Origin of the sequence: Sandarakinorhabdus sp. (genome assembly GCF_041689835.1) — a bacterium.
Classification (GTDB): domain Bacteria; phylum Pseudomonadota; class Alphaproteobacteria; order Sphingomonadales; family Sphingomonadaceae; genus Sandarakinorhabdus.
Genome location: NZ_JBDNFM010000032.1, coordinates 1 through 5,408, shown reverse-complemented (window position 1 = coordinate 5,408; position 5,408 = coordinate 1). Strand labels below are relative to the sequence as shown.

Here is a 5,408-nt window from a genome sequence, read left to right as displayed (position 1 = left end):
GCCGCCGGCGACGTGAAGGACAAATTATATCGTCAGGCCGTGACGGCGGCCGGCATGGGCTGCATGGCCGCGCTGGAAGCGGAGCGTTTTCTGGCGCACGGATAGGGGCGAGGGCGCATGGGACTTGATTGGGAGAAGCTACGGCTGTTTGACGTGGTTGCCGAAGCCGGCAGCTTTACGGAGGCCGCTCGCCGCCTGCACATGAGCCAGCCGGCGCTGTCGCGTCAGATCGCGGCGTTGGAAGAAAGCCTGGGCGCCAAGCTGTTTCACCGCCACGCCCGCGGCCTGGCCATGACGCACGAAGGCGAGCAGCTGCGCGGCGCCACAGCCGACATGCACGAGCGTATCGACAAGACTGCCCAGGCCATCGATGCCAGCCGTGATCGGCCCACTGGCGACATTCGGCTAACCACCACCGTGTCGTTCGGTTCCACCTGGCTGGCCCGGCAATTGGGTGATTTTCTCGATCAGTTTCCCGATATCAGCGTCCACCTGATGCTTACTGATGCCGATCTTGATCTGGCCAAGCGCGAAGCCGATGTCGCCATCCGCTTTCACCGCCCGTTCCAGACCGAACTGGTTCAGCGCCCGTTGGCCGGCATCCGCCATCACCTTGTTGCCAGCCCTGAATATCTGGCCCGGCACGGCGAACCCGTGCACGTGGACGATCTCGATCAGCACCGGTTGATTGCTTACGGCGAGGCTGCACCGGATTATCTGAAGGGCATCAACTGGATCCTTGAATTGGGCCACGAAGGCAGCCCGCGTCCCGCTGCTCTCACCATCAACAACAGCCACGGCGTGCTGCAAGCAGTAGAGGCCGGTGCCGGCATCGCAGCGCTGCCATCCTATCTGATTCGCTTTTCGGGGAAGGTGAAGGTGGTGCTGCCGCAAATTGAAGGGCCGGTGTTCCGCACCTTCTTCACCTATCCATCCGAATTGCGGCGGTCGTTGCGGATTGCGGCGCTGCGCGATTTTTTGGTCGAACGCATGACCAGCGCCGCGCTCGATATCTGAGGCAGGTTGTCACAGGCATGGCCGCGCATCCCCTGTATCGATGCAATTACAATTGGTTGGTAAAAATTCTCCAGCCAAAGCCATGCATAGGACGCATAGCTGCACCGCAGTATTGTGCACTGCAATAACGGTCGCCGAATCCGTAGAAAAATCATGTCGCCGCGATAGCGGTAACGCCGGGCCCGCTGCTCCCCCGCAGCCTGCCTGGTTTGATCGAGCCGCCTCTCCCCCCCTCTGCGGCGGTCGGTCAGCCCGGATGCGCCACCTCCCCCCGGCGCCCGGGCACTTGTCAAAGGGCCGGATGCATCCTGTGCATCCGGCCCTTTTTCCATCTGCGCGCTCGTGCCGCCTTGTCGGTAACGCTCGGTCTTCCCAAATCAGATTTCATCGGCTAACCGCTGTTGCACCCGGTTCGGGCCTGTAGCTCAGCGGTTAGAGCTGGCCGCTCATAACGGCTAGGTCGGGGGTTCGAATCCCTCCGGGCCCACCGGTGGTATCCCGGCTGTATCAAGGAAGCGGCGTCTCATTGTGTCGGCACAGCAAGCGGAAACCAGCAGGCCCACCGCTGAGGAGCAGCGTCCTCGTGCCAATTGGAAAAGCTGGGCCGGTGCAGCGCTTGGCCTGGTTGTGCTGGCGCTGGCTGCCTGGGGCCTGAAAAAGATTTCTGGCCAGGTGACGCTGGCCGCCGTGATGGCCGAAATCCAGGCCACGCCCACCCACCTGATCGTCTTTGCCGCCCTGTCCACCTTCCTGTCGTATGTCGTGCTGGTCGGCTATGACTGGTTCGCGACACGGCACCTTGGTTATACCAAAATCGGCTGGCCCACATTGGCCGCCGCCAGCTTTTCCAGCTTCACCATGAGCCACACGCTGGGGGTGACCATCCTCACCGGCGGCACCGTGCGTTACCGCATCTACACCCGAGTGGGCGTCAAACCGGCCGATATCGCCATGATCATTTTGCTGTGCGGCTGGACGTTTTGGCTGGGCATTATCTTCGTGGCTGGCATCGGCCTAATTGTGTCGCCCACGTTGGCCGAACCGATCCGCGAATGGGTGCCGCCGGCGCTGGAGGAGTGGACCGGCGCGCTGCTGTTGGCCGGGGTGGTGGGCTACACGGTGTTTGCCGCGGGCTGGCGGCGCGAATTCCGGCTGTGGCGCTACCGCTTCACCATACCCGACGGCCGCCAGACGTTGCAGCAGATTGCCATCGGCACGCTCGATCTCGCGCTGGCTGGCGGCGCGCTTTACATCCTGTTGCAGCCAGTGGCGGGCATTCCCGATCTTCTCACCTTCCTGGTGATTTACGCCGTTGCGATGGTCACCGGCGCGCTCGCCCATGCGCCGGGCGGGCTTGGCGTGTTCGAACTGGTTATCGTGGGCTTGATGCCCGATGCCGACAAGGCCGGCGTACTGGCCGCCGTGGCACTGTTTCGCATCCTGTACACGATCATCCCGTTCGTGCTGGGCGCCGCACTGATTGCGGTGCTGGAGGCCAGGGCCTTCCGCGCCGCCCGCGCTATTGCTGCTGATCCGCCAGCCGGCGCGCCAGCTTTGCCCGCCAATAAGCACTGAGGCCGGGCAGCACGGCTAGTTCGGCCAGATCCTCCACGCGGCCCGCCTTGCCGGCAGCGATGGGGGTGAAGCGACTGATTGGCCATGCCGGATTGGGCCGCTCGATCACGTCGTGGCCATCACCGGCGGCGATCTGGCCGCCTTCCAGCACCCGGAGATACCAGCCGCAGCGGCCCGAGCGCACCATCGCCTTTACCACGCGGGTGGTGCCCATCACGGCGGCAAAGGTGGAGCACGGCTCACGGATTTGGGCGATCTGCAGCGTGGCAGCGCCGCAGCGGATGATGTCACCAAGGCACAGGCTGGTTTCATCAAGCCCTTCCACCACCAGATTTTCGCCCATGGCGCCGGGCTGGAATTGGTCGGCAATATCGGGAAATTCTGCTCGCCAGGCTGCGTAGCCCGCCAGCGGATAGGCATAAACCGCCTTTTCCGGCCCGCCGTGAACGCGGGTGTTGCCCACCTGGTCGCCTGCCAGCCCGAGTTCATGCACAAGTACGGCGCCGTTGACCGCCTGGCGGTGGTATGCGGACGGCAGCGCCAACCCCGGTAGCAGCTGCGGCCGACCGATGCGCAGCTGCGTGATTATGCCCCTCCCGAATCCACTTGCGATCACAGCGGTTCCCTTTCATTCTGGCCACCCCTGCAACAACCGAAAGGAGGTGATCCTGTGTCTCATTGTTTCATTAATGGCGCGAAGGCGCTGGTGGCCACGGTTAAGGTCGTGGCGCGCTGAACACCAGACACCGCCCTTCGTGGACGGATGACAATGTGGAGGCTGCCTGGCAACGGGCAGCCTCCTTTTCATTGGGCCAGCAGCACGATGGCCTTTTGAACGGTGAACCAACCGCCCCAGGCCAGCGGTGCCAGCACGGCGCCCCACACCGCAAGGCGCGGGCCCCAAGCGGCAGGTACGGCAGTGCCGATAGTGGCGGGCAGGGCAGGGCGCGCGTCCGCATCTTCCACCCACTTGTCGGCCGCCACCGGCCGCACGAGCAGCGCCGCAACCAGCCCCAGCGTCAGCAGGCCGGCCAGCATCAAAAATATCGGGCCATAGACGGTTTCGCGTTCTGCGCCCGCGGCCAGCCGGGCATCGCGTGAGTAGGCAACCAGCAACGGCCCCAGCACCCCGGCGGTGGACCAGGCGGTAAGCAACCGGCCGTGGATGGCGCCCACCTGTTTGGTCCCGAACAAATCTGCCAGCCACGCCGGCACCGCCGCAAATCCGCCGCCGTACATGGACGCGAGCAGTGCAAACACCGCCACGAACAGCGGCAATGCAGCGGCGACCGGGCCCGATAAAGCATTGGGCAGGACGATGCCATAGCAGGCCGCGCCCAGTGCCAGGATGGCGACGTACATCGCCTTGCGCCCAATCCGGTCTGACAGGCTGGCCCAGAAAAAGCGCCCGGCGATGTTGAACAGGCTGATGAAGCCGACAAACCCAGCACCGGCGGCCGCGGCAGCGGCTTTGTGATTGTTGGTGAAATTGGCAAAGCGCACCGTTTCGCCGAACAGCCTGCCACCAAAGATTTCCTGCACCATTGGCGATGCCAGCCCGATGATCCCGATACTGGCCGACACATTGAGCAGCAGCACGCACCACACCAGCCAGAATTGCGGGGTGCGGGTGGCGACACCGAGCGGCACGAAGCGGCCGCCTGCGGCGATTTCAGCCTTGCCAGGCGGCGCCCAGCCCGGCGCGGGCAAGCGGAACCCCAGCGCGCCGGCCGTCATGAACAGCGCATAGACGCCGGCCAGCGCCAGCATCGCCTGCCACACCCCCATCTCGTTTGGCCCGGCAAAGGCCGCCATCAACCGGTCTGCCGCCGGGCTGCCGACCATGGCGCCGCCGCCAAAGCCCATGATCGCCATGCCGGTTGCCAGCCCGCGGCGATCGGGGAACCATTTGATCAGCGTGGAAACCGGCGTGATGTAACCGATGCCCAGCCCGATGCCGCCCAGCACGCCGGCCCCCAGCCACAACAGCCACAATTGGTGCAGGAACACGCCGAGCGCGCCTACCGCTATCCCGCCGCACCAGCACGCCGCCGCCACCAGCCCGGCGCGGCGCGGGCCAATGCGTTCTACCCAGCCGCCCCAAGTGGCAGCTGCAAGTCCCAGAACAACAAAGAACAGTGTGTACACCCACACCAGATCGCTCACTCGCCAGTCGCAGGCGGTGCTGGTGAGCGCCTCGGTGAGCCTGGTGCACGCCGACCCGCCCAGCGCCCGGCTGAGCGGCAGCCAGAACACCGAAAAACCGTAAGCCATGCCGATGCACAGATGGACGGCGAGCGCACACGGCGGGACCAGCCAGCGATCGAAGCCGGGCGGTGCGGTAATGCGTGACTGTGAATTCCCCATACCCGTCCCGCTGCCCGCGTGGTGCAGCGTGGTCAAGCGGCCGAGTGGCGCAGGGCGGGCTTACCGCCCCTTCCACTCCGGCTTGCGCTTTTGGGCAAAAGCCAGCGGGCCTTCACGCAGATCCTCGCTGCGGAACAGGGCGCCGACGGCGGCATATTTGCCTTGGCCTTCATAGGCGGCGCGCACCGACGGTTCTTCCACCCCCTTCAGCACTGCCTGCTTGGAGGCGCGCAGCGAAAGCGGTGACAGTTCGCACATGGCGGCTGCCATCGCGCGGGCACGGGGCAGCAGATCGGCAGCCGGCACGACTTCGGCGACAAAGCCCAGTTCCTTGCCTTCGGCGGCCGAAACGGTGCGGGCGGTAAGGATCATCGCCATGGCGCGCGATAGGCCGATGGCGCGCGGCAGGCGGTGCAGCCCGCCGGCCAGCGCGGCCAGGCCCACTTTCG

General features: G+C 65.2%; 5 protein-coding genes, 1 tRNA gene and 1 pseudogene. 4 read left to right on the top strand and 3 right to left on the bottom strand.

What is annotated here, in order from left to right:
- The 4 genes and pseudogenes from ACESL8_RS01600 to ACESL8_RS01585 all read left to right on the top strand — a co-directional run.
- A pseudogene (locus tag ACESL8_RS01600) lies at nucleotides 1-105 on the top strand (thioredoxin-disulfide reductase); the annotation flags it as partial.
- A gap of 12 nt (nucleotides 106-117) precedes the next feature.
- Nucleotides 118-1,017 carry a LysR family transcriptional regulator gene (locus ACESL8_RS01595; RefSeq protein WP_372915220.1) on the top strand — a complete coding sequence of 300 codons (900 nt, stop codon included), beginning with the start codon at nucleotides 118-120 and terminating at the stop codon, nucleotides 1,015-1,017.
- 414 nt (nucleotides 1,018-1,431) lie between these two features.
- Nucleotides 1,432-1,504: transfer RNA gene (locus tag ACESL8_RS01590), tRNA-Ile, on the top strand.
- A 41-nt stretch (nucleotides 1,505-1,545) separates the two neighbouring features.
- On the top strand, nucleotides 1,546-2,592 hold the full coding sequence (locus tag ACESL8_RS01585; protein WP_372915216.1) for a hypothetical protein: 1,047 nt from the start codon (nucleotides 1,546-1,548) through the stop codon (nucleotides 2,590-2,592).
- Here the strand turns inward: ACESL8_RS01585 and ACESL8_RS01580 are convergent.
- The 3 genes from ACESL8_RS01580 to ACESL8_RS01570 all read right to left on the bottom strand — a co-directional run.
- The gene (locus ACESL8_RS01580; RefSeq protein ID WP_372915214.1) at nucleotides 2,537-3,085 is read right to left on the bottom strand and encodes an MOSC domain-containing protein; all 549 of its coding nucleotides are present in this window, start codon (nucleotides 3,083-3,085) and stop codon (nucleotides 2,537-2,539) included. The two genes, ACESL8_RS01585 and ACESL8_RS01580, sit on opposite strands and share 56 nt — an antisense overlap.
- Before the next feature lie 311 nt (nucleotides 3,086-3,396).
- On the bottom strand, nucleotides 3,397-4,959 hold the full coding sequence (locus tag ACESL8_RS01575) for an OFA family MFS transporter (protein ID WP_372915211.1): 1,563 nt from the start codon (nucleotides 4,957-4,959) through the stop codon (nucleotides 3,397-3,399).
- A 60-nt stretch (nucleotides 4,960-5,019) separates the two neighbouring features.
- Nucleotides 5,020-5,408: enoyl-CoA hydratase-related protein (locus ACESL8_RS01570; RefSeq protein WP_372915209.1), on the bottom strand; the 389-nt coding region annotated here is incomplete at its 5' end.

Coding starts and splice junctions, on each gene's coding strand:
- ACESL8_RS01595 (WP_372915220.1), top strand. CDS start 118: ATGGGACTTGATTGGGAGAAGCTACGGCTGTTTGACGTGGTTGCCGAA.
- ACESL8_RS01575 (WP_372915211.1), bottom strand. CDS start 4,959: ATGGGGAATTCACAGTCACGCATTACCGCACCGCCCGGCTTCGATCGC.